This window comes from Kitasatospora sp. NPDC057940 (assembly GCF_042887425.1).
Lineage (GTDB): Bacteria > Actinomycetota > Actinomycetes > Streptomycetales > Streptomycetaceae > Kitasatospora.
On sequence record NZ_JBHVPH010000002.1, the window covers coordinates 442,005 to 466,025 of the forward strand.

Here is a 24,021-nt window from a genome sequence, read left to right on the forward strand (position 1 = left end):
CCACACTTCTGGAGGTACCCCCATGTCCCGTCGCGACGGCGACACCCTTGCCCTGACAGCGGCCCAGCGCGAGATCTGGTTCGCCGAGCAGCGCTCCCGGACACCGATCCCCGGCTACCGCGTCGGTGAGTGCCTGGAGATCCACGGGCCGGTCGACCCGGAGCTGTTCGAGACCGCGCTGCGCCGGGTGGTCGACGAGGTCGACGCGCTGCACGTGACCTTCGTCGACGACGGTGACGGCCCGCGCCAGATCCTCCGCGAGACCTGGGAGTGGGCACCGGCACACCTGGACCTCGGCGGGGAGCCCGCACCCCGCGCGGCGGCCATGGAGTGGATGGAGCGGGACCTGATGCGCCCGCTGGACCTCGCGCGCGACCCGCTGTTCGGGCACGCTCTGATCCGGCTGTCGCCGACCGAGTACCTCTGGTACCTGAACTACCACCACGTGGTGCTGGACGCGATCAGCAGCTCCATGGTCCGCCAGCGGGTCGGCGAGGTGTACTCGGCGCTCGCCGAGGACGGTGCCGTGCCGCCATCGCCGTTCGGCTCGCTGCGGAACCTGGTCGACAGCGATGCCGCCTACCGCGCGTCGGCGGACTTCACCGCCGACCGCTCCTACTGGACGGAACGCTTCGCCGACCGGCCGGAACCGACGCGGCTGACCCGCACGGCCCCGGCCGACCCGAACCGCGCGCTCCGGTTGGCCGAGGAGCGGGAACTGCGGCGCCCGGACGCGCTGCGCGCGGCGGCGGGAAGGACCGGCGTCCGCTGGTCCCGCCTGGTGGTCGCGGCGGCGGCGCTCTACGCGCACCGGCTGACCGGAACGCAGGACGTGGTGCTGGCCCTGCCCGTCACGGCCCGTCGGTCCGCCGACCGCGACCTGATGTCGGTGCCGGGCACGCTGTCCAACGTGGTGCCCCTGCGGCTGACGGTACGACCGGACATGCCGTGGCGTGACCTCGTCGCCCAGGCGGCGCGGGAGGTCGAGGCGGCCGTCGCGCACGAGCGGTACCGCAGCGAGGACCTGCTGCGGGACCTCGGGGCGCCCGGCAGCATCGGGACGGCGTTCCCGCTGATCGTCAACATCATGGCGTTCAACTCCCGGCCGACCTTCGCCGGCCACCCCGCCTCCGTGCACCACTTCGTGTCGGGGTCGACCAGCGACCTGGCCGTCTGGGTGTTCGACTACCGGGACGGCAACCCGCCGTTGCTCAGGCTCCACGGCTCGCCGGAGGCGTACGGCGAGGACGACCTCGCCGCCCATCAGCAGCGGCTGATCTCCCTGCTCGACACCGTCGCGGACTGCGACCCGGACGAGGTGCTGGGCCGGATCGGTCTGGTCGGGGCCGAGGAGCAGCGTGAGCTGCTGGCCCTGGGTACTGGGCCGTCGGTCGGGGTTTCGGCCGAGACCCTGCCGGGGCTGTTCCGGGCGCATGTGCGGGCGATGCCGGATGTGGTGGCGTTGGTGTGCGGGGATGTTTCGCTGACCTATGCGGAGTTGGACGGGCGGGCGAATCGGCTGGCGAACGCTCTGGTCGCGCGGGGTGCGGGGCCGGAGCGGCTGGTGGCGGTGGCGTTGCCGCGCTCGGTCGAGCTGGTGGTGGCGATTCTCGCGGTGCTCAAGACCGGGGCGGCCTGTGTGCCGGTCGATCCCGAGTATCCGGCCGCGCGGATCGCGTTGCTGCTGGATGACGCGTGTCCGGCGCTGGTGGTGACCGACACGGTCAGTGGGGGGCGGTTGCCGGGGGAGGGTTCGGTCGGCCGGCTGGTCGTTGACGATCCGGTGACGGCCGGGCTGGTGGCGGGTCTGTCGGGGGCCGATCCGATGGTGGTGGTCGATCCGGGTCATCCGGCGTATGTGATCTACACGTCCGGTTCCACTGGCAGGCCCAAGGGTGTGGCGCCGACCCATGGCGGTCTGCTCAACCTGCTCGCGGACCTGCGGGAGGTCCGCTTCGGGCCGGCGACGGGCGGGCGGCGGCTGCGGGTGGCGTTGACGACGTCGGTGTCGTTCGATGCGTCGTGGAACCAGTTGCTGGCCCTGTTCGCGGGTCATGAGCTGCATGTCCTGGACTACGGGACGTGGACCGACCCCGGCGCGTTCGTCGGTTACGCGGCGCGTCACGGGTTGGACTATGTCGAGGCGACGCCGTCCTATCTGGAGGTCCTGGTCGCGCACGGGCTTCTGGGCGGCGGGGGGTGGCGTCCGGCGCTGGTGGCGGCCGGTGGGGAGGCTGTTCCGGAGGGGTTGTGGGGGGAGTTGCGGGCGGCGGACGGGGTGTCCTGCCTCAATCTGTACGGGCCGTCGGAGTGCACCGTCAATCCGGTGGTGGCCTCGGTGGGGTCGAGTGCGGTCCCGGTGATCGGCCGGCCGGCCGGCAATGTCCGGCTGTATGTGCTGGACGGGGCCCTGCGGCCGTTGCCTGCGGGTGTGTCGGGTGAGTTGTACATCGCGGGGCCTGGTCTGGCGCGTGGGTATCTGAACCGGCCGGGGCTGACCGCGGGGAGGTTTGTGGCGGATCCGTTCGGTCCGGGTGGATCGCGGATGTACCGCACGGGGGACCTGGTGCGGTGGGGCGCGGACGGGAACCTGGAGTTCCTGGGGCGCACGGACGACCAGGTCAAGGTGCGCGGTTTCCGGGTGGAGCTCGGCGAAGTCGAGGCGGTCCTCGCCGAGCACCCGCAGGTCGCCCGGGCCGCGGCCATGGTGCGCACCGAGGACGAGCCCCGACTGGTCGCCTACGCCGTCGCCGAGCCCGGCGCCACGGTCACCGACACCGCCCTGCGCGAACACCTCCGGGAGCGGTTGCCCAAGCACATGGTGCCGTCGGCCCTCGTGCTGCTGGACGCCCTGCCCCTGACTCCCAACGGCAAGCTCGACCGGCGTGCCCTCCCCGCGCCCGACCGGCAGCCCGCCGACCCGGGCCGCGCTCCGCGCACCGCGACCGAGCACCTGCTCGCCGGGCTGTTCGCCGACGTCCTCGGCGTGTCCGGGGTCGGAGCGGACGACGACTTCTTCGACCTCGGCGGGCACTCGCTGCTGGCCACCCGGCTGGTCGCCCGGGCCCGGTCGGTGCTGGGCGTGGAGCTGGGGCTGCGCGACCTGTTCGACGCGCCGACGGTGGAGGGCCTGGCGGCGGCGGTGGACATCGCCGGCCGGGCGCGCCCGGCACTGGGTCGGCACGAGCGTCCCGAGACCGTCCCGCTGTCCTTCGCCCAGCGCCGGCTGTGGTTCCTGCACCGTATGGAGGGCCCGAGCGCCACCTACAACATCCCGCTGGCGCTGCGCCTCGGCGGAACCCTCGACGAGCGGGCCCTGGAGGCGGCCCTGACGGACCTGGTCGAGCGGCACGAGAGCCTGCGCACCATCTTCCCCGTGGCCGACGGCGAGCCGTGCCAGCGGGTGCTGGAGGCCGACGAGGCCCGGCCGCGGTTGCGGGTGACCGAGGGCGGAGAGCGCGACCTGCCGCAGCGGCTGGCGGCGGCGGCCCGGCACGGCTTCGACCTCTCCGACGAGCCACCGCTGCGCGCCGAGCTCTTCCGGCTCGACACCGAGGACCACGTGCTGCTGCTGGTGCTGCACCACATCGCCGGTGACGGCTGGTCGGCGGGCCCGCTCCTGCGGGACCTGAGGACCGCCTACGCGGCCCGTACCGAGGGCGCGAAGCCGGAGTGGTCGCCACTGCCGGTCCAGTACGCCGACTACGCCCTCTGGCAACAGGAACTGCTCGGCGACGGCTCGGACCCGGACAGCCTGCTGAGCGGCCAGATCGCCTACTGGCGTGAGCAGTTGGCGGACCTGCCCGACCAGGTGGAGCTGCCCTTCGACCGGCCCCGCCCGGCGGTGATGTCCTACCGGGGCGCCCACCTGCCGGTGCAGGTCGACGCAGAGCTGCACCAGGGCCTGCGCGAGCTCGCCCGCGACGGCGGCGCCAGCCTGTTCATGGTGCTCCAGGCCGGGCTGGCCGCCCTGCTCGGCAAGCTCGGCGCCGGCACCGACGTCCCGATCGGCACCCCGATCGCCGGGCGCACCGACGAGGCCCTGGACGACCTGGTCGGCTTCTTCGTCAACACCCTCGTGCTGCGCACCGACCTGTCCGGCGACCCGACCTTCACCGAACTGCTGGGCCGGGTGCGCTCCGACGCGCTGGCCGCGTACGCCCACCAGGACCTGCCGTTCGAGCAGCTGGTGGAGGCACTGAACCCGACCAGGTCGCTCGCCCACCACCCGCTGTTCCAGACCATGCTCGCCCTGCAGAACGCCCCGCTCGACGCCTTCGACCTGCCGGGGCTGCGGGTGGCGACCGATCTGGTGCACACCGGAACGGCCAAGTGCGACCTGACCTTCATCCTGGCCGAACAGCCGGGTGCGGAGGGGCTGTCGGGCGTGGTCGAGTACAGCACCGACCTGTTCGACGAGGCCACCGTGGCGGGGATCGTCGACCGGTGGCTGCGGCTGCTGCGCGCCGTCGTCGCCGACCCCGGTCGGCGGATCGGCCGGGTGGACGTGCTGTCCGCCGAGGAGCTCCGCGCGCTGCTGCCGGCCGAGGCCGACCGGAGCGGGGAACAGTCGGCAAGCAGTCTGACCGCGCTGTTCGAGCGGCAGGTGCGGGCCGACCCGGCCGCGGTCGCCCTCACGGACGGCGAAGTCGACCTGACGTACGGCGAGTTGAACGCCCGGGCCAACCGGCTCGCGCACGCGCTGATCGAGCGGGGTGTCGGCCCGGAGCAGCTCGTCGCCCTGGCGCTGCCGCGCTCGGCGGAGCTGGTGGTCGCCGTCCTGGCCGTTCTCAAGGCGGGCGGTGCCTACCTGCCGGTGGACCCGCAGTACCCGGCGGCCCGGATCTCCTACCTGCTCCAGGACACCTGCCCCGCACTGATGCTGACGACGCGTCAGATCGGCGACCTGCCCGGCGCGGAGTCCGTGGACCGGCTCCTGCTGGACACCGCCGACCTGGACGGCCTGCCGGACACGGACCCCGCGGTCGATGTCGACCCGGGTCACCCGGCGTACGTCATCTACACCTCGGGCTCCACCGGCAATCCCAAGGGCGTGGTGGTCCCGCACCGCAACGTGGTGCGGCTGTTCCGGACGACGGAGGAGCTGTTCGGTTTCACCGCCGACGATGTCTGGACCCTCTTCCACTCCTACGCCTTCGACTTCTCGGTCTGGGAGCTGTGGGGTCCGCTGCTGCACGGTGGACGTCTCGTGGTCGTGGACCACGAGACCAGCCGCTCGCCCGGCCGGTTCCTGGAACTCCTCGCCCGGGAGCGGGTGACGGTGCTCAACCAGACGCCGTCCGCCTTCTACCAGCTGATGCAGGCCGACGCCGAGCACCCGCGTGAACTCGCCCTGCGGACCGTCGTGTTCGGCGGCGAGGCACTGGAGCACGCCCGGTTGGCGAGCTGGTACGAACGGCACCCGGAGGATGCGCCCCGGCTGGTCAACATGTACGGCATCACCGAGACCACCGTGCACGTCACCTACGCCGCGCTCGACCGGTCCGGCCCTGCAGCCGGCCAGATCGGCGCGGGCCTCCCGGATCTGCGGACGTACGTGCTCGACGACGGCCTGCGGCCGGTGGCCCCGGGCGTGCCCGGCGAGCTGTACGTGGCGGGCGCCGGGCTGGCGCGCGGTTACCTGAACCGGCCGGGCCTGACCGCCGGGCGGTTCGTCGCCGACCCGTTCGGACCGCCGGGGTCACGGATGTACCGCAGCGGCGACGTGGTGCGCCGGACTGCGGAAGGCAGCCTGAGCTTCGTCGGCCGGGCCGACCAGCAGGTGAAGGTGCGAGGCTTCCGGATCGAGCTCGGCGAGATCGAGGCGGCCCTGGCCCAGCACCCGCGGATCCGCCAGGTCGCGGTGATCGCCCGGCAGGACCGCGCCGACGACACCCGCCTGGTCGCCTACCTGGTCCCGGCCGCCGACGCGGCCCCGCGCCCGGCCGACCTGCGTGAGCACCTGACCGCGCGGCTGCCGGAGCACATGGTGCCCTCGGCGTTCGTCGTGCTGGACGCGCTGCCGCTGACCACCAACGGCAAGCTGGACCACCGGGCCCTGCCCGCCCCCGACCTCGCCCCGGCGGCCGCCGGCCGCGCGCCGCGCACCCCGCGGGAGCAGGTCCTCTGCGAGTTGTTCGCCGAGGTCCTGGGCGTGGCGTCGGCCGGCGTCGAGGACGGCTTCTTCGACCTGGGCGGGCACTCCCTGCTCGCCACCCGCCTGGCCGCCCGGATCCGTGCGACGCTCGGCGTGGAGATGCCGCTGCGCACCCTGTTCGAGGCGCCGACCCCGGCCGGCCTGGCCGCCGCGCTGACGGCGGCCGGACCGGCGCAGGCGGCGCTGGTACGGCGTGAGCGCCCCGAGCTGGTCCCGCTGTCGTTCGCGCAGCGGCGGCTCTGGTTCCTGCACCAGCTGGACGGCACCGGCGCGAACTACCACATCTCCCTGGCCTGGCGGCTGTCCGGGGACCTGGACCGCCGGGCGATGGAGGCAGCCCTCGCGGACGTGGTCGGGCGGCACGAGAGCCTGCGCACCGTCTACCCGGCCGTCGACGGTGTCCCGTACCAGCAGGTGCTGGACGTCGTGGCGGCCCGCCCCCAGCTGCTCGTGCGCCGGACCGCCGAGGCCGGGCTGTCCGCCCTGATGGCGGCGGCGAAGGACCGGCCGTTCGACCTGGCGGGTGATGCGCCGCTGCGGGCCGGCCTGTTCGAGCTGGCGCCGGACGAGCACGTGCTCCAGGTGGTGATGCACCACATCGCGGGTGACGGCTGGTCGCTGGGCCCGCTCGCGCGGGACCTGACCGTCGCCTACGCGGCGCGCTGCCGCCGCGAGGAGCCGCGCTGGGAGAGCCTGCCGGTCCAGTACGCCGACTACACCCTCTGGCAGCACGAGCTGCTCGGCGAGTCCACCGACCCGGACAGCCCGTTCGCCCGCCAGGCGGCCTATTGGACGCGGCAGTTGGCCGGTCTCCCGGAGCGGATCCAGCTGCCGGCCGACCGGCCCCGCCCGGCGGCCGCCTCGAACCGCGGCGGCTTCGTGCACGCCGGACTGGACGCCGAGCTGCACCGCGGTCTGCGCGAGCTCGCCCGCGCGCACGGCACCAGTGTCTTCATGGTCCTCCAGGCCGGCCTGGCGGCGCTGCTGAGCAAGCTCGGCGCGGGCGACGACATCCCGGTCGGCAGCCCGGTCGCCGGCCGGACCGACCAGGCGCTGGACGAGCTGGTCGGCTACTTCGTCAACACCCTGGTCTTCCGCACCGACACCTCGGGCGATCCGACCTTCGCCGAGCTGCTGGGCCGGGTCCGGGACACCTCGCTGGCCGGGTACGCCCACCAGGACCTGCCGTTCGAGCACCTGGTCGAAGCCCTCAACCCGGTGCGCTCGCTGGCGCACCACCCGCTGTTCCAGGTCATGCTGGTGCTGCAGAACGCGCCCCGGGCCGACTTCGCGCCGCCCGGGCTGCACGTCGACGACATGCCGTTGACGACGACCACCGCCAAGCTCGACCTGGTCTTCACCCTGTCCGAGCGCCAGGCGCAGGACGGCACCCCGGAGGGGATCGACGGGCTCGTCGAGTACGCCGGCGACCTCTACGACCCGGCCACCGTCGAGACGATGTTCGGCCGCTGGGAGCGGCTGCTCCGCGCCGCGGTCGCCGACCCGCAGGGGCGGCTCAGCCGCTTCGGCGTGCTCTCCGCGGAGGAGCGCGACGACCTGACGGCACTGGGCACCGGACCGGAGGTGGAGCTCCCGGCCGCGAGCGTACCGGAGCTGTTCCGGGCGCAGGTGCGGGCGACGCCGGACCTGGTGGCGCTGGTGTGCGGGGACGTCTCGCTGACCTATGCGGAGCTGGACGAGCGGGCGAACCGGCTGGCGCACACCCTGGTCGCCCGGGGCGCGGGGCCGGAGCGGCTGGTGGCGGTGGCCCTGCCGAGGTCGGCCGAGCTGGTCGTGGCGATCCTCGCGGTGCTGCGGACCGGGGCGGCCTACGTCCCGGTCGATCCCGAGTACCCGGCCGCCCGGATCGGGCACATGCTGGACGACGCCGACCCGGTCCTGGCGGTGACCGACGCCCGGACCCGGGACCGGCTGCCGGAGGCCGGCCCGGCCGGGTGGCTGGTGCTCGACGACCCGGCGGAGGCCGCCCTGGTGGCCGACTGCCCGGCGACGGACCCGCTGGTCGCCATCGACCCCGGGCACCCGGCCTACGTGATCTACACCTCCGGCTCCACCGGCAGGCCCAAGGGCGTGGTGTCGACCCACGGCGGCCTGCTCAACCTCTTCGTCAGCCAGCGTCCGCTGCTGTTCCCCCGGCGGACGAAGGAGCGGCTGCGTATCGGGCTCACCACCTCGGTGTCGTTCGACGCCTCCTGCGACCAGCTCTCCAGCCTGTACGCGGGCCACGAACTGCACGTCCTGGACGAGGCGACCTGGTCCGACCCGGACGCCTTCGTCGACTACGTCACGCGCGCCGGCCTCGACTACGTCAACGCCACCCCGTCCTACCTGCAGGTGCTCGTCGCACGGGGGCTCCTGGACGACCCGGGGCGCCGTCCCGCGGTGGTCTCGATGGGCGGGGAGGCCGTTCCGGACCAGCTGTGGGAGCGGCTGCGGGCGGTCCAGGGCGTGTCCTGCCTGAACTACTACGGGCCGTCCGAATGCACGGTGGACGCCGTCGTCGCACCGCTGGAATCGAGTCCGCGCCCGGTGATCGGCCGGCCGCTCGGGGGCATCCGGCTGTACGTCCTCGACAGCACGCTGCAGCCGGTGCCCGCGGGCGTGGCGGGCGAGCTGTACCTCGCCGGAGCGGGCCTGGCCCGCGGCTACCTGAACCGGCCGGCGCTCACCGCGGGGCGGTTCGTGGCGGACCCGTTCGGTCCGAGCGGCACGCGGATGTACCGCACCGGCGACCTGGTGCGCTGGGGCGCCGACCGGAACCTGGAGTTCCTCGGCCGGACCGACGACCAGGTCAAGGTGCGCGGCTTCCGGATCGAACTCGGCGAGATCGAGGCGGCGTTGGCGGAACACCCGCAGGTCGCCCAGGTCGCGGTGGCGATCCGGAACGACCGGGCCGGGGACACCCGGCTGGTCGCCTACCCGGTGGCCGTCGCCGGGGCGCAACTCCAGCCGGAGGAACTGCGGGCACACCTGCGCGAGCGACTGCCGGACCACATGGTCCCGGCCGCCTTCGTGCCCCTGGAGAGCCTGCCGCTGACAGCCACCGGCAAGCTGGACCGGCGCGCGCTGCCCGCACCCGTCCACACCGCGGCGCGGACCGGCAGGGCCCCGCGCACCCCGCAGGAGCAGGTCCTCGCGGAACTGTTCGCCGAGGTGCTGGGCGTGGCCGGGGTCGGGGCCGACGACGACTTCTTCGACCTCGGCGGGCACTCCCTGCTCGCCACCCGGCTGGTCGCCCGGGCGCGTGCCGCCCTCGGGGTGGAACTGGAGCTGCGCGCCCTCTTCGAGACGCCGACGGTGGCCGGGCTGGCCGCCGGACTCGGCGGGGCCGGCCGGGCGAGGCTCGCGCTGCGCCGCGCGGAGCGGCCCGAGACGGTCCCGCTGTCCTTCGCCCAGCGACGGCTGTGGTTCCTGCACCAACTGGAGGACGCCGGCTCCGTCTACAACATGCCGCTGGCGTGGCGACTGACCGGAGACCTGGACCAGGACGCCCTGCGGGCGGCGCTCGGCGACGTCGTCGCCCGGCACGAGAGCCTGCGCACGATCTACCCCCAGGTCGACGGCGTCCCCCGCCAGGAGGTGCTGGACGCCCGAACGGCACCACCCCGACTGGCCGTCACCCGCGTGGGTGAGGCGGACCTGACGGAGCTGCTGACGGCAGCGGCGGCGGGCGGATTCGACCTCGCGACCCAACCGCCGCTGCGCGCGGAGCTGTTCGAGCTGGCGCCGGACGAGCACGTGCTGCTCGTGGTGATGCACCACATCGCGGGCGACGGCTGGTCGCTGGGCCCGTTGTCCGCCGACCTGGCCACCGCGTACGCGGCACGCCGCCGGGGCGAGGAGCCGCAGTGGGCGCCGCTGCCCGTGCAGTACGCCGACTACACCCTGTGGCAGAACCAGTTGCTCGGCGACGCGGCCGACCCGGACACTCTGTGCGCCCGCCAGACGGACCACTGGACGCGGACGCTGGCGGGCCTGCCGGAGCAGATCCCCCTCCCCGCCGACCGCCACCGTCCTGCGGTGCCCTCCTACTCCGGTGGCCACCTCGACGTCGAGCTGGACGCCGAACTGCACGCCGGCCTGGTCCGGTTGGGCCGGGAGCACGGCGCCAGCGTGTACATGGTGCTGCAGGCCGCCCTGGCATCGCTGCTGGACAAACTCGGCGCGGGCACGGACATCCCGGTCGGCAGCCTGGTCGCCGGCCGGACCGACCAGGGTCTGGACGAGCTCGTCGGGTTCTTCGTCAACACCCTGGTGCTGCGCACCGACACCTCGGGCGACCCGACCTTCACGGAGCTGCTGGCCAGGGTCCGGGAGGGGGCACTCGGCGCGTACGCGCACCAGGACCTGCCGTTCGAGCACGTCGTCGAAGCCCTCAACCCGTCCCGTTCGCTCGCCCGGCAGCCGTTGTTCCAGGTGCTGCTCGCGCTGCAGAACGTGCCCCGCACCGAGTTCACGCTGAGCGGCCTGGGTGCCGAGATCGTCCTGGTCCGGACGCCCACGGCGATGTTCGACCTCGGCTTCCACCTGCTGGAGCGCGGTGGCACCGGCGGGCCGGCCGAGGGCATCGTCGGGCGGGTCGAGTACAGCACCGACCTGTTCGACCGCGCCACGGTGGAGACGCTGCTCGCCCGGTGGCTGCGGCTGCTGGCGGCGGTGGTCGCCGAGCCGGAGCGGCCGCTGAGCCGGATCGACGTCCTCACCACCGAGGAGCGGCACGAGCTGGTGGTCGCCCGCAACGACACCGCCCGCCCGGTCCCCACGGCCGATCTGCCCGCGCTGTTCGAGGCGCGGGTCCGGGCGACCCCGGAGGCCCCGGCCGTGGTGTTCGAGGACACCGAGCTGACCTACCGCGAGCTGAACCGCCGGGCCAACCGCCTGGCCCACGCGCTGATCGCGCGCGGCGTGGGCCCGGAGCAGGTCGTCGCGCTGCGGCTGCCGCGTTCGGCCGAGCTGGTGGTCGCCGTCCTCGCCGTACTCAAGACGGGGGCGGCCTACCTGCCGGTCGACCCGGACTACCCGGCCGCCCGGATCGCGTACATGCTGGAGGACGCGGGCCCGGCCGTGGTGCTCGACGACCTCGCCGCCGTCACGCCGGACGGTGACCTGCCGGAGCACGACCCGGCCGTGGCCGTGGACGGGCGCCGTCCCGCCTACGTCATCTACACCTCCGGCTCCACCGGCCGGCCCAAGGCCGTGGTGATGCCCGCCGCCGGGCTGCTGAACCTGCTGGAGTGGCACCACGAGGCCGTCGGCGGTGAACCCGGCACGCGGACCGCCCAGTTCACCGCGATCAGCTTCGACGTCTCGGTGCAGGAGGTGCTCTCCGCACTGCTCTACGGCAAGACACTGGTGGTGCCGACCGAGGAGCAGCGCCGAAGTGCCGAGCTGTTCGCCCACTGGCTGGACCGGCACGAGGTGGCCGAGCTGTTCGCGCCGAACCTCGTGGTCGAGGCACTTGCCGAGGCCGCGGAGGAGGCCGGGCTGGAGCTGCCGGCCCTGCGACTGGTGGCCCAGGCCGGCGAGGCGATGCGCCTGAGCGGCGCGGTGCGCCGCTTCCAGGCCCGTCGGCCGGGCCGGGTGCTGCACAACCACTACGGGCCCGCCGAGACCCATGTGATCACCGCCTACTCGCTGCCGGCCGACCCCGCCGACTGCCCGCTGCCGGTGCCGATCGGCCGTCCGATCGCGAACTGTCAGGTGTACGTGCTGGATTCGGCGCTTCGACCGGTCGCCCCCGGCGTCCTGGGTGAGCTGTACCTCGCCGGGGCCGGGCTGGCCCGCGGCTACCTCAACCGGCGGTCCCTGACGGCCGGGCGTTTCGTCGCCTGCCCGTTCGAGGCGGGCGGCCGGATGTACCGCACCGGCGACCTGGTGCGCTGGCGCGCCGACGGCGAGTTGGAGTTCGCCGGCCGGGCGGACCACCAGGTGAAGGTGCGCGGCTTCCGCGTCGAGCCCGGCGAGATCGAGGCCGAGCTGACGGCGCACCCGGGCGTCGCCCAGGTCGCGGTGCTCGCCCGCGAGGACCGGATCGTCGCCTACGTCGTCCCGGTGGCCGGGAGCGGGGCGAGCGCGGCGGCGCTGACGGCTTACCTGCGCGACCGGGTGCCGGAGTACCTGGTGCCGTCGGCGTTCGTGCTGCTGGAGGCGTTGCCGCTGACGCCGAACGGGAAGTTGGACCGGGCGGCGCTGCCGGCGCCCGAGGCCACGGCCAGGGAGACCGGCCGGGCGCCGCGCACCCCGCAGGAGCAGATCCTGTGCGAGCTGTTCTCCGAGGTGCTGGGCCTCGCCCGGGTCGGGGCCGACGAGGACTTCTTCGCGCTGGGCGGGCACTCGCTGCTGGCCACCCGACTGGTCTCGCGGGTCCGGGCGACCCTCGGGGTCGAGCTGGAGCTGCGCAGCCTGTTCCGGACCCCGACACCGGCCGGGCTGGCCGCCGGGCTGCAGGGCGCCGCCACCGCGCGGCAGGCCCTGGCGCCCCGGCCCCGCCGTGAGCCCATGCCGCTGTCGTTCGCCCAACGCCGGCTCTGGTTCCTCCAGCAGTTCGGGGCACCGAGCGCCACCTACCACATGCCGCTGGCCCTGAGGCTGAGCGGCGAGCTCGACCGGGACGCGCTGAGCGCCGCGCTCACCGACGTGCTGACCCGGCACGAGACCCTGCGGACGGTCTTCCCGCACATCGCGGGCGTCCCGCACCAGCGGGTGCTGGACCCCGCGGAGGTGCCCGTCCCGCTGACCGCGCGGGCGGCCGGCGAGGCGGAACTGCCCGCCCTGCTGCGCGAGGCGGCGGTGCGCGCCTTCGACCTGACCTCGGAAGTGCCGCTGCGGGCGGAGCTGTTCGCGGTCGCGCCGGACGAGCACGTGCTGCTGCTGGTGATGCACCACATCGCCGGTGACGGCTGGTCCATGGGCCCGCTGGCCCGTGACCTGGCCACCGCCTACACCGCCCGGCAGGGCGGCGGGGCGCCGGACTGGCCGCCGCTGCCGGTGACGTACGGCGACTACACCCTGTGGCAGCACGACATCCTCGGCGACGAGCACGACGGGGACAGCCTCTTCGCCCGGCAGGTCCGGTACTGGAGCGAGGAGCTGGCCGGGCTGCCCGAGCAACTGCAACTGCCGGTCGACCGGCCCCGCCCGGCCACCATGTCGTACGGCGGCGACCTGCTGGAACTCCGGATCGACGCCGAACTGCACGCCGCCCTCCTGGAGCTGGCACGGCGGTCGGGGGCCAGCCTGTTCATGGTGCTGCAGGCGGCGTTGGCGGCGTTGTACACCCGGCTGGGTGCGGGGACGGACATTCCGATCGGGAGCCCGATCGCGGGCCGGACGGACGAGGCGCTGGACGAGCTGGTCGGGTTCTTCGTGAACACGCTGGTGCTGCGGACGGACACGAGTGGTGATCCGAGCTTCCGCGAACTGCTGGGCCAGGTACGGGAGACGGCGCTGTCGGCGTACGCGCACCAGGACGTGCCGTTCGAGCACCTGGTGGAGGCGCTGAACCCGTCCCGGACGCTGTCGCACCACCCGTTGTTCCAAAGCGGGCTGGTGGTGCAGAACGCGCCCGGTGGGGACTTCCGGCTGCCCGGCCTGCGGGTCTCCGGGATGACCGTGCTCACCGGGACCGCGCGGCTCGACCTGACCTTCGGGTTCGCGGAGGAACACGGGCCCGACGGCGCGCCGGCCGGGCTCAGCGGTGCGGTCGAGTACAGCACCGACCTGTTCGACCGTTCGACGGTCGAGGCCCTGGTCGCCCGGTGGACCAGGCTGCTGGCGGCGGTCGCCGCCGCGCCCGACCAGCCGATCGGCGGGATCGAGCTGCTGTCGGCCGAGGAGCGCCGCGAGCTGCTGCCCGCCGTCGAGGGCGGGGCGGCCGGGGTGAGCCTGCCGGAACTGTTCGCCGCGCAGGTGGCGGCGGTCCCGGACGCGGTCGCGCTGGTGTGCGGTGATGCGGAGTTGACGTACCGGGAGCTGAACGTCCGGGCGAACCGGTTCGCGCATGCGTTGATCGCGCGGGGTGTGGGGCCTGAGCAGCTGGTGGCGGTGGCGCTGCCGCGCTCGGTGGAGTCGGTGGTGGCCGTCCTGGGCGTGCTGAAGGCCGGTGCCGCGTACCTGCCGGTGGACCCGTCGTACCCGAGGGCGCGGATCGACTTCATGCTGGCGGACGCCCGTCCTTCGGTGGTGGTCGACGACCCGGCGATGGTGGGCGACGGAGACCGGCCGGACACGGATCCGGTGGTCGCGCTCGACGTCCGGCAGCCGGCGTACGTGATCTACACGTCGGGTTCGACGGGCCGTCCCAAGGGTGTGGTGGTGAGCCACAGTGGGGTGTCGGGTCTGGTGGCGGCGCAGGTCGAGCGGCTCGGCGTGGCGCCGGGCAGCCGGGTGCTGCAGTTCGCCTCACCCAGCTTCGACGCGTCGTTCTGGGACCTGTGCAGCGCGCTGCTGACCGGTGCCGCCCTCGTGCTGGCCCCCGCCGAGGCCCCGCTGGAGGCTCTGACGGACCGTCGGCTCGGCGTGACCCATGTGACGCTGCCGCCCTCGGCCCTGGCGGCGCTGGACGGCGCCGATGTCACGGCCGGCACGCTGGTGGTGGCGGGTGAGGCGTGCCCGCCGGAGCTGGTGGCGCGCTGGGCGCCGGGGCGGCGGATGGTGAACGCGTACGGGCCGACGGAGACGACGGTGTGCGCGACGATGAGTGACCCGCTGGCGGCGGGCTCCGGCGTGCCGCCGATCGGCCGTGCGGTCGCGGGCTTCCGGGTGTACGTGCTGGACGAGCGACTGCGCCTCGTAGCACCGGGTGTGGCGGGGGAGTTGTACGTCGCGGGGCCGGGTCTGGCGCGCGGGTACCTGAACCGGCCGGGCCTGACGGCGGGTCGGTTCGTGACCTGCCCGTTCGGCGCGGCGGGCGAGAGGATGTACCGGACCGGGGACGTGGTGCGCTGGCGTGCCGACGGCGAGTTGGAGTACGTCGGCCGGGCGGACCAGCAGGTGAAGGTGCGCGGCTTCCGCGTCGAACTCGGCGAGGTCGAGGCCGCCCTGACCGAGCACCCCGGGGTCGCCCAGGCCGCCGTCGTGGCCCGGGAGGACCGGCTCGTCGGCTACGTGGCGGCCCGTCCGGACGCGACCGTCCGTCCGGCGGAGCTGGCGGCACACCTGCGCGACCGGCTGCCGGACTACCTGGTGCCGGCCGTGTTCACGGTGCTGGACGTGCTGCCGCTGACGCCCAACGGCAAGTTGGACCGTGCCGCGCTGCCCGCTCCCGACCTCGGTTCGGCCGAGCTTGGCCGGGCGCCGCGCACGCCGCAGGAGCAGATCCTCTGCGAGCTGTTCGCCGAGGTGCTGGGCCGGGCCCAGGTCGGGGTCGACGACGACTTCTTCGACCTCGGCGGGCACTCCCTGCTCGCCACCCGGCTGACCGCGCGGGTGCGCTCGGTCCTCGGCGTGGAGCTCGGGCTGCGTGAGCTGTTCCAGGCGCCCACGGTGGCGGGTCTGGCGGGGGCGCTGACGGAGTCCGGCAGCGCCCGCCCGACGCTGACCGCGCGGGAGCGGCCGGAGGCCGTGCCGCTGTCCTTCGCCCAACGTCGGCTCTGGTTCATGCACCGCATGGACGGCAGCGCCGCCACCTACCACATCCCGCTGGCGCTGCAACTGACCGGGACGCTCGACCGGGCGGCGCTGGACGAGGCGCTGGCCGATGTGGTGGCCCGGCACGAGAGCCTGCGGACGGTGTTCCCGGAAGTGGGCGGCGTCCCGTGCCAGCGGGTCCTGGACCCGGCCGAGGCCCGGCCCCGAACCGGGCTGACCAAGGTCTCGCAGGCCGAACTGCACCATCGGCTCGCCGAGTTCGCCCGGCGGCCCTTCGACCTGGCGGCGGAGCCGCCGCTGCGGGCGGAGCTGTTCGCGATCGCGCCGGACGAGCACGTGCTGCTGCTGGTCATGCACCACATCGCCGGTGACGGCTGGTCGACCGGCCCGCTCGCCCGCGACCTCGCCGAGGCGTACGCGGCCCGGAGCGAGGGTCGTGCGCCGAATTGGTCGGCCCTGCCGGTGCAGTACGCGGACTACACGTTGTGGCAGCGCGACCTGCTCGGCGACGCCGCCGACCCGCAGAGCCGGTTCGCCGAGCAGCTCGACTACTGGAAGCACCAGCTGTCCGACCTGCCGGAGCTGATTCAGCTGCCCGCCGACCGGCCCCGGCCGGCCGTCGCCGGTTGGCACGGGGACCACGTCGGTCTGGAGCTGGGCCCCGAACTGCACGCGGGGCTAACCGAGTTGGCGCGGAATACCGGCACCAGCCTGTTCATGGTGCTGCAGGCGGCGCTGGCGGCGTTGTACACCCGGCTGGGTGCGGGGACGGACATCCCGATCGGGAGTCCGATCGCGGGCCGGACCGACGAGGCGCTGGACGACCTGGTCGGGTTCTTCGTGAACACGCTGGTGCTGCGGACGGACACGAGCGGGGATCCGAGCTTCGGTGAGCTGCTGGAGCGGGTGCGGGAGACGGCGCTGTCGGCGTACGCGCACCAGGACGTGCCGTTCGAGCACCTGGTGGAGGTGCTGAACCCGTCCCGGTCGCTGTCGCACCACCCGTTGTTCCAGACGATCCTGGCCGTGCAGAACGCGCCGATGGGCCGCTTCTCGCTGCCCGGCCTGGAGGTCGCCACCTACGCGGTGGCCACCGGAACCGCCAAGTTCGACCTCGGGGTGAGCCTCGTCGAGCAGTTCGGTCCGGCCGGGGAACCGGCCGGGATCCTCGGCGCGGCGGAGTACGCCACCGACCTGTTCGACCGCTCGACGGTCGAGGCCCTGGTGCGGCGCTGGACGCTCCTGCTGGAGGCGGTCGCCGCCGATCCGGACCGGTTGATCGGGGGGATCGATCTCCTCGACTCCGACGAGCGGGACCGGTTGCTGGAGCGGGGCAACGCGACCGTCCGCGAGGTGGCCGTCGTGAGTCTGCCGGAGGCGTTCGCGGCGCAGGTGGCGGCGACGCCGGACGCGGTCGCGCTGGTGTCCGGCGATGTCGAGCTGACGTATCGTCAACTGGACGTTCGGGCGAACCGGTTCGCGCACGCGCTGATCGCACGGGGTGTGGGTCCGGAGGAGTTGGTGGCGGTGGCGCTGCCGCGCTCGGTGGAGTCGGTGGTGGCTGTCCTGGGTGTCCTGAAGGCCGGGGCGGCGTACCTGCCGGTGGACCCGTCGTACCCGCAGTCACGGATCGACTTCATGCTGGCGGACGCCCGTCCGACGCTGATGATCGACGACCCGGCCGCGGTGGTCGAGGGCGACTGGCCGCCGACCGATCCGGAGGTGGCCGTCGACGTCCGGCATCCGGCGTATGTGATCTACACGTCGGGTTCGACCGGTCGTCCCAAGGGTGTCGTGGTCGCGCACGGCGGTGTGGCGAGTCTGGTCGCGGCGCAGATCGAGCGGTTCGCGATCGAACCCGCCAGCCGGGTGCTGCAGTTCGCCTCGCCCAGTTTCGACGCGTCGGTGTCGGAGATCTTCACCGCCCTGCTGTGCGGTGCGGCGTTGGTGTTGCCGCCGGCGGCGGAGCCGGTGGCCGCGTTGACCGATCCGGGGCTCGCGGTGACCCACGTGACGGTGCCTCCGTCGGTTCTGGCGGCCCTGCCGGAGGGCGCGGTGAGGGTGTCGACGTTGGTGGTGGCGGGGGAGGCGTGCCCGCCGGAGCTGGTGGCGCGGTGGGCGCCGGGGCGGCGGATGGTGAACGCGTACGGGCCGACGGAGACGACGGTGTGCGCGACGATGAGTGACCCGCTCGCGCCCGGTTCGGGTGTGCCGTCGATCGGTCGGCCGATCGCCAACGCGCGGGTGTATGTGCTGGACGAGCGGCTGCGGCCGGTGCCGCCCGGTGTGCCGGGGGAGTTGTACGTCGCCGGCGCCGGCTTGGCGCGCGGGTACCTGAACCGGCCGGGCTTGACGGCGGGGCGGTTCCTCGCCTGCCCGTTCGGCGCGGCGGGCGAGAGGATGTACCGCACCGGGGACGTGGTGCGCTGGCTGGCATGGGGGTCCCCCCGGCCGGAGGCTGGGGGAGGGCAGTTGGAGTACGTCGGCCGGGCCGACGAGCAGGTGAAGGTGCGCGGCTTCCGGGTCGAGCCGGGTGAGATCGAGACGGTGTTGGCCGAGCACCCCGCCGTCGCCCGGGCCGCCGTCCTCGCCCGGGACGACCGCCTCATCGGCTACGTCGTCCCCCGCCAGGACACCGACCGCGACAGCGGTCTGGAAGCCGACCACGTCGGCGAGTGGCAGGACATCTACGACGCCCTGCCCATCACCCCCGAGGAAGCCGTTTTCGGCCAGAACTTCGTCGGCTGGAACAGCAGTTACGACGCCAGCCCGATCCCCGTCGAGCAGATGCGGGAATGGCGCGACGCGACCGTCGCCCGCATCCTGGCCCTGCGCCCCCGCCGGGTGCTGGAGGTCGGCGTCGGCACCGGGCTGCTCCTCTCGCAGGTCGCACCGCACTGTGAGACGTACTGGGCGACCGACTTCTCCGCCACCGCGATCGACGCACTCACCACCCAGGTCGCCCGGCAGAAGCACCTGGCCGGCCGCGTCGTCCTGCACACCCGCCCCGCGCACGACACCGACGGCCTCCCGGCCGGGCACTTCGACACCATCGTGATCAACTCGGTCGTGCAGTACTTCCCGTCCGCCGACTACCTCACCGACGTGATCGACAAGCTGATGGGACTGCTCGCCCCCGGCGGCGCACTCTTCCTCGGCGACATCCGCAACCTGCGGCTCCTGCGCCCGCTGGCCACCGCCGTCCAGTTGCACCGGGCCGCCGACGGCGCCGATCTGCCCGCCGTGCGGCGCGCGGTGGAGCAGTCCCTGCTGGTGGAGAAGGAGCTTCTGGTCGACCCGGACTTCTTCACCACCCTTCGGGAGCACGGCACGGACATCGGCGCGGTGGCCGTGGAGGTCAAGCGCGGCCGCCACCACAACGAGCTGACCCGCTACCGCTACGACGTCACCCTGCACAAGCCGCCGGTCACCCCGACGGCTCCGGACCGGTCCGTCGAGCTGGCGTGGGGGCAGCAGGTCGCCGGACCGGCCGAGCTGCGCGAGCTGCTGGCCCAGCCGCCCGCCGACGTGCTGCGGATCACGGGGGTGCCGAACCGCCGCGTGGCGCGGGAAGCCGCGCTGGCCCGGGCGGTGCAGAACGGGGACGGCTCGCTCGCCGAGCTGCTGGAACGGCTGCACGCCCCGGAGGACGCCGACCTTCCCGATCCGGAGGACTTCCACTCCCTTGGGGCGGAGTTCGGCCGCTCGGCGGTCGTCACCTGGTCGGCCGCCGTGGCGGACGCCGTGGACGTCGTCTTCACCGACCCGCAGGCGCTCCACCGCTCCCCGGTCGAGGCCTACCGGCCGGCCCGGGCCACGAGCCGGGCGCTGTCCTCGCTGACCAACCGCCCGACCGGCGGCCGGGGCACCGGCGCCCTCCTGGGCGAAATCCGTGACTGGCTGCGAGGTCGCCTGCCCGACTACCTGGTCCCGTCGGCGTTCGTGGCGCTGGAGGCGCTTCCCCTGACGGCCAACGGCAAGCTCGACCGCCGTGCTCTGCCCGCACCCGACCTCGGCCAGGTCGCGGCCGGGCGGGCGCCGCGCACCCCGCAGGAGCAGCTCCTCGCCGAGCTGTTCGCCGAGGTACTGGGCCTGGCCCAGGTCGGCGTCGACGACGATTTCTTCGACCTCGGGGGGCACTCCCTGCTCGCCACCCGGCTGGCCTCCCGGGTCCGGGCCACCCTCGGCGCGGAGCTGGAGGTCCGGACGCTGTTCGAGACCCCGACCGTGGCCGGGCTGGCCGCCCGCCTGGACGGCTCCGGGGCGGCGCGGCCCGCGCTGACCGCCGGTCCGCGCCCCGACCGGGTGCCGCTGTCCTTCGCCCAGCGCCGCCTGTGGTTCCTGCACCGGATGGACGGGCCGAGCGCCACCTACAACATGCCGCTCGCCCTCAGCCTGACCGGCGAATTGGACCGCCCGGCCCTGCACGCCGCGCTGGCGGACGTGGTCGCCCGGCACGAGAGCCTGCGGACGGTCTTCCGCGAGACGGACGGCGTGCCCTACCAGGTCGTGCTGAGCGCTGCGCAGGCGCACCCCGCACTGCCGGTGGTCGAGCTCGACGAGAGCCGGCTGGCGGAGCGCCTGACGGAGACGGCCCGGTGCGGCTTCGACCTGGCCGCCGAGCCGCCGGTCCGGGCGGAGCTGTACGCTCTGGCCCCCGACCGGCACGTCCTGCTGGTCGTGGTGCACCACATCGCCGCCGACGGCTGGTCGATGGGCCCGCTCTCGGGTGACCTCGCCGCGGCCTACGCGGCCCGCTGCCGGGGCGAGGCCCCGCAGTGGTCCCCACTGCCGGTGCAGTACGCCGACTACAGCGCCTGGCAACGCGACCTGCTCGGTGACGCCGCCGACCCGGCCAGCCTGTTCGCCCGGCAACTGGCCTACTGGAAGGAGGAACTGGCCGGCGTCCCGCAGCAACTGCAGCTGCCCGCCGACCGGCCCAGGCCGCCGGTGGCCTCCCAGCGGGGCGACCGGGTCGTGGTCCGACTGGAGGCCGAACTGCACCAGGCCCTGCGGGACTTGGCCGCCGCGCGCGGCGCCAGCATGTTCATGGTGCTCCAGGCCGGACTCGCGGCCCTGCTCACCCGGCTCGGCGCCGGCACCGACATCCCGATCGGCAGCCCCATCGCCGGCCGGACGGACCAGGCGCTGGACGAGCTCGTCGGGTTCTTCGTCAACACGCTGGTGCTGCGCACCGACACCGGCGGGGACCCGGGCTTCGCCGAACTCGTCGGTCGGGTGCGGCAGAAGGCGCTCACCGCGTACGACCACCAGGACGTGCCGTTCGAGTACCTGGTCGAGGTGGTCAACCCGGCCCGGTCGCTGGCGCACCACCCGCTGTTCCAGATCATGCTGGCCCTGCAGAACGCGCCGCTCGGCGAGTTTGCGCTGCCGGGGCTGGAGACCGGCCACCTGGAGGCGCCGACCGGGACCGCACGGGTCGACCTGACCTTCAGCCTGGCCGAGCAGTTCCGCCCGGACGGCGCCGCCGACGGCCTGGTCGGCGCGGTGGAGTACGCGACCGACCTGTTCGACCCGGCCACCGTGGAGCTGCTGTTCGAGCGCTTGGCCCGGCTGCTGCGCGCGGCGGTCGCCGACCCCGACCGGCCGATCAGCCGGATCGACATCATGCCCGTCGAGGAACGCCGCCGACTGCTCGCCTGGTCCAACGGTGGCGCGGCTGAGCTGCCCGGGGCCGCCGTGCCGGAGTTGTTCGCCCGCCAGGTGCGGGCCACCCCGGAGGCCGTCGCGGTCGTGGCCGGTGGTATCGAGCTGACCTACCGGGAACTCGACCTGCGGGCCAACCGCCTGGCCCGGGCCCTGGTCCGCCAGGGCGTGCGGCCGGAGACGCCGGTCGCGGTCATGCTGGACCGCTCGGCGGAGCTGGTCGTGGCGATCCTGGCGATCATCAAGGCCGGCGGCGCCTACGTGCCGCTGGACTCGCGCTTCCCCTCCTCCCGGATCGACCTGATCCTGCGCGAGAGCGGGGCGGCCCTGGTGCTCACCCAGGAGGTGATCACCGCGCTGGTGCAGTCCGAGGCCGCCGATCCCTCCGGCTTCGAAGTCCGCTGTGAACCCGGGCAGTTGGCGTACATCATGTACACCTCCGGCTCGACCGGTCGGCCGAAGGGCGTGGCCGTCACCCACCGTGACGTGGTGGGTCACGCGCTGACCCCCGAGTTCCGCGGCGGCGGACACGAGCGGGTGCTGATGCACTCCCCGACGGCCTTCGACCTCTCCACCTACGAGCTGTGGGTGCCGCTGCTCAACGGCGGCCGGGTCGTGGTCGCACCGCCGGAGCAGCTCGACCTCGACCTGCTGCAACACACGATCGCCTCGTACGGGGTGACCGGACTGTGGCTCACGGCCGGGCTGTTCCGCCTGGTCGCCGAGGAGCGCCCGGGCCTGCTCGCCGGGGTGCGCGAGGTGTGGACCGGCGGCGACGTGGTCTCCCCGGCCGCCGTCGCCAGGGTGCTGGCGGCCTGCCCCGGCATCGAGGTGGTCAACGGCTACGGGCCCACCGAGGCCACCACCCTGGCCACCTGCCACCCGGTGGGCGTCCTGCCCGAACACGCCGCGACCGTGCCGATCGGCCGGCCCATGGCGAACATGCGCGCCTACGTGCTCGACGACCGGCTGCGCCCGGCGTCGACCGGCATGGTCGGCGAGCTGTACCTCGCGGGGACGGGCGTGGCCCGCGGCTACCTCGGGCGGGCCGGCCTGACGGCGGAACGCTTCACCGCCGACCCGTACGGGCCGCCCGGGAGCCGGATGTACCGCACCGGCGACCTCGCGTCGTGGCGGACCGACGGCACACTGGACTTCGCCGGACGCGCCGACCACCAGGTCAAGCTGCGCGGCCTGCGGATCGAGCCCGGAGAGATCGAGGCGGTCCTGGCGGGCTGCCCGGGCGTCGCCCAGGCGGCGGTGGTGGCCCGGGAGGACCGGCCGGGCGACAAGCGGCTGGTCGCCTACCTGGTGCCCGCCCCCGAGAGCGCGCCCGAGGCGGGCGAGCTGGCCGGCCGGCTGCGCCGCGACCTGCCGGACTACATGGTGCCGGCGGCGTTCGTCACCGTGGACGCGCTGCCGCTGACCGCCAACGGCAAGCTGGACCGGGCCGCCCTGCCCGCTCCCGAGTACGGGGCCTCGGCCGCCGGGCGCGGACCCCGGACGCCGCAGGAGCAGCTGCTGTGCGGCCTCTTCGCCGAGGTCCTGGGCCGGGAGCAGGTGAGCATCGACGACAACTTCTTCGACCTCGGCGGGCACTCGCTGCTGGCCGCCCGGCTGGCCTCCCGGGTCCGCGAGACGCTCGGCCTGGAGCTGGGCCTGCGGATGCTGTTCGAGGCGCCGACCGTCGCCGGTCTCACCGAGCGGCTGCTCATGGACGATCCCGACGACGCGCTGGACGTGGTGTTGCCGCTGCGTTCGACCGGGACCGGCGCGCCGCTGTTCTGCATCCACCCCGGCGGCGGCATCAGCTGGTCGTACAGCGGACTGCTGAACCACCTCGGCCCGCAGCACCCGGTCTACGCCATCCAGGCGCGCGGCCTCGGCCGGCCCGAGACCCTGCCGACGTCCTACGAGGAGATGGCGGCCGACTACGCCGACCAGATCCAGAAGATCCAGCCGGAGGGCCCGTACCTGCTGCTCGGCTGGTCCGCCGGCGGGCTGATCGCCCACGCGCTCGCCTGCGAGCTGCAGTCGCGCGGAGAACGGACCGCACTGCTGGCGATCCTCGACGCCTACCCGGTGAAGGACGTGCAGTTCGCGGAGGTGCCGGTGCCCACCGTGCGCGACGTGCTCGTCGGGGTGCTCGACGTCGACCCGGACGAGCTGGGCGACCAGGAGATCACCTACGCCGAGGTCGCCGAGGTCCTGACCCGGCGGGGCAGCGCGCTGGCCGGCCTGAACGAGCGACAGATCGAGGTGATCGTCGACATCATGATCAACAACGCCAGGCTGGCGGTCGACTTCGTCCCCGGCGGCTTCGACGGAGACCTGCTGCTCTTCAACTCCACGATCGACCGGGCCGAGGACAACGCGGGGCCCGAAATCTGGCGCCCCTACGTCGCCGGCCGGATCGAATCGCACGAGATCACCACCCGCCACGACCGGATGACCCAAGCCGGCTCGCTGGCGCAGATCGGACCGATCCTGGCCGCCAGGATCGCCGAGGCCACCGGTGACACCGATCGCGCCGATGGCGCCGGCAACGCCGATGGCACCACCACCCTTTCCCACCAGGAGGACTGACC

The 24,021-nt window shown here is 73.9% G+C and carries 1 protein-coding gene; it reads left to right on the plus strand.

From position 1 onward, the window contains the following. The first annotated feature begins 22 nt into the window (after nt 1-22). Nucleotides 23-24,019 (plus strand): non-ribosomal peptide synthase/polyketide synthase, encoded by a 23,997-nt coding sequence (locus tag ACFVTF_RS05525; protein WP_387809355.1) that lies wholly within the window; start codon nt 23-25, stop codon nt 24,017-24,019. The last annotated feature ends 2 nt before the right edge of the window (nt 24,020-24,021 follow it).